The 2339-nt window shown below is 63.3% G+C and carries 2 protein-coding genes and 1 pseudogene; all 3 read right to left on the reverse strand.

Annotated elements, in window-relative coordinates; genetic code table 11:
• Window positions 1-41 precede the first annotated feature (41 nt).
• Window positions 42-335 carry a hypothetical protein gene (locus ACSLE4_RS07795; protein WP_435903908.1) on the reverse strand — a complete coding sequence of 98 codons (294 nt, stop codon included), beginning with the start codon at window positions 333-335 and terminating at the stop codon, window positions 42-44.
• Between the two features lie 121 nt (window positions 336-456).
• Window positions 457-1674 (reverse strand): IS256 family transposase, encoded by a 1218-nt coding sequence (locus tag ACSLE4_RS07800; protein WP_435903909.1) that lies wholly within the window; start codon window positions 1672-1674, stop codon window positions 457-459.
• 57 nt (window positions 1675-1731) lie between these two features.
• Window positions 1732-2102 (reverse strand): annotated as a pseudogene (locus ACSLE4_RS07805) (transposase); the annotation flags it as partial.
• Window positions 2103-2339: the final 237 nt, after the last annotated feature.

The following is a 2339-nucleotide window of genomic DNA, read 5'->3' on the forward strand; positions in this document are numbered from 1 at the left end:
GCGAAAGAACGTCTCGTCTCCGGTGCTTTCGTAATGGTAGATTAGGATTCACCCCAGCGCGCCAGATGCTCGGGCGGCTTGAGCATGTATTTCTCGGACTGCTCCGCTACGCCACTAAGGGTAACCCCCGATTTCTTGGCCTCGATAACGCCTGCGGCCTTGCCTGCCACGAACAGCAGGTAGTCGCAGAAGCCAGCTGGCAGGGGGAACTCGCGCACCGCTACACCAAGCGCAGCGGTTCTATTGAAGTCATCTCGGTCCTGAAGCACCCCTCCCGCGTCGATGAGCATGCGATCAATCTTGGCTCGGGAAATCTGCTCGGGTTCCAACGTCATGAAAATCCTCACCCTTCCCATGGGCACCGTAGCAATGCAGCGACGATCTGCCGTGTGCCGCCAGACAAAAGTTTGTAGGGACTGTCAGGAATTTCGTGTGCGGGCGGGCGGTTGAACATCGTCAGGCCATTGCCCGCGTGAAGCGCTCGCCAAAGAGAACGGCGAACTGCGCCTTCGCCATGCACCACTCTCTGGCGGGCATGGTCCATTCTTTCTCAGCGCGGTTCAAGACGAGAAAGAGCAGCTTCATGGCCGCTTCGTCTGTCGGGAAATGGCCCCTCGCGCGAACCGCCCTGCGGAGCTTCGAGTTCAGCGCCTCTATGGCGTTGGTGGTGTAGAGGATGCGCCGCACGTCCGCAGCGAAGCCGTAGAACGGGATCACCTCTGGCCAGGCCCGGCGCCAGCTCTGGCCGATCGCGGGGTATTTCGCGCCCCAGGCGCCCTCCTCGAAGGCCGTGAGAGCCGCGGCGCCGGCATCTGCGTCCACGGCGCGGTAGATGCTCTTCAACTCGGCCGCGACGGCCTTGCGGTCCTTGTAGGAGACGAAGTCGAGGCTGTGGCGCAGCAGATGCACGATGCAGGTCTGGACCATGGCGTCCGGGAACACGGCGGTGATCGCCTCCGGGAAGCCCTTCAGCCCGTCGACGACCGCCAGCAGCACGTCCTCGACGCCGCGGTTGCGGAGCTCGTTCATGACGCGCAGCCAGAACTTGGCGCCCTCGTTCTGTTCGAGCCAGAGGCCGAGGATTTCCTTGGTGCCGTCGGCGCGGACCCCGAGCGCGACATGCACGGCCTTGTTGCGTACCAGACCCTCGTCGCGGATCTTCACGCGCAGCGCGTCGAAAAAGACCAGCGGATAGACCGGTTCGAGCGGGCGGGCCTGCCAGGCTGCAATCTCCTCGAGCACGGCGTCCGTCACGGCGCTGATCAGGTCCGGAGAAACATCGATGCCGTAGAGATCGCGCAAATGCCCGACGATCTCTCTCGTGCTCATCCCTCTGGCGTACATCGAGATGATCTTCTCGTCGAAGCCGGGGAACCGCCGCTGATACTTCGCGATCAGCTGGGGATCGAAGCTCGCCTGGCGGTCGCGCGGGATGTCGAGCGCAAGCTTGCCGGTGTCCGTCGTCACCGTCTTGCGGCCATAGCCGTTGCGGCTGTTGCCGGGCTCACCACTGCCGAGATGGTGGTTCATCTCCGCGTTCAGCGCCCGCTCGGCGAGCGCCTTCTTCAGGTCGTCGAGCAGACCGTTGGCGTCGAACGCCGTCTTCGGATCGGCTCCAGCCAGCAGTCGATCGAGCAGCTCATCGGGGATCTTCGGTGTCTTGCGTCGCGGCATGGGGGATCTCCTTCCTTCCCACTATGCCCGCCCGCACACGAAATTCCTGACAGTCCCGCCTCGGTCTCCCCAGCCCCGATCATGCTTTTTTTGAGCAGCCTGTTCTCGAGGGTCAGGTCCGCGACCGCCTCCTTCAGCGCGGCGGCCTCGGCGCGCAGGTCCTGCACTTCGGGGCTGGTCGCCTGCCGCGCCGTATCGCCGGCCAGGCGGCGCTTGCCAGCCTCGAGGAACTCCTTCGACCAGCTGTAGTAGAGGCTGCTCGCGATGCCTTCGCGGCGGCATAGCTCGGCGATGCTTTCCTCGCCACGCAGCCCCTCCAGCACGATCCGGATCTTCTCCTCGGACGAATGCAGCTTGCGCGTCCGGCGGCGGATGTCCTTGACGACCTTCTCGGCCGGCGGCTTCAGCGTTCCGGGTTTCTGTCTCATCTCCACTCCTTGGCGGTTACGATGAGCCAGAAACCCTCCGTTCCGAAATCACATCAGGTGTCCCAAGGGCGCTGACGTCGGACACGCTTGGATACCACAGCCCATGGCGGACGCGCAGAGGCGAGAAAATTGCGGTTTGCCTACCTACTCTTACTTGCGGGTCCTGGCGATTTAGCCCAAGACGTCTCCGGTTGATCTGGGGAAGGCAAGAAGTTGCTTGGCCCAATCATCTGGGAA

This window comes from Methyloceanibacter sp. (assembly GCF_051306395.1).
Taxonomy (GTDB): Bacteria; Pseudomonadota; Alphaproteobacteria; order Rhizobiales; family Methyloligellaceae; genus Methyloceanibacter.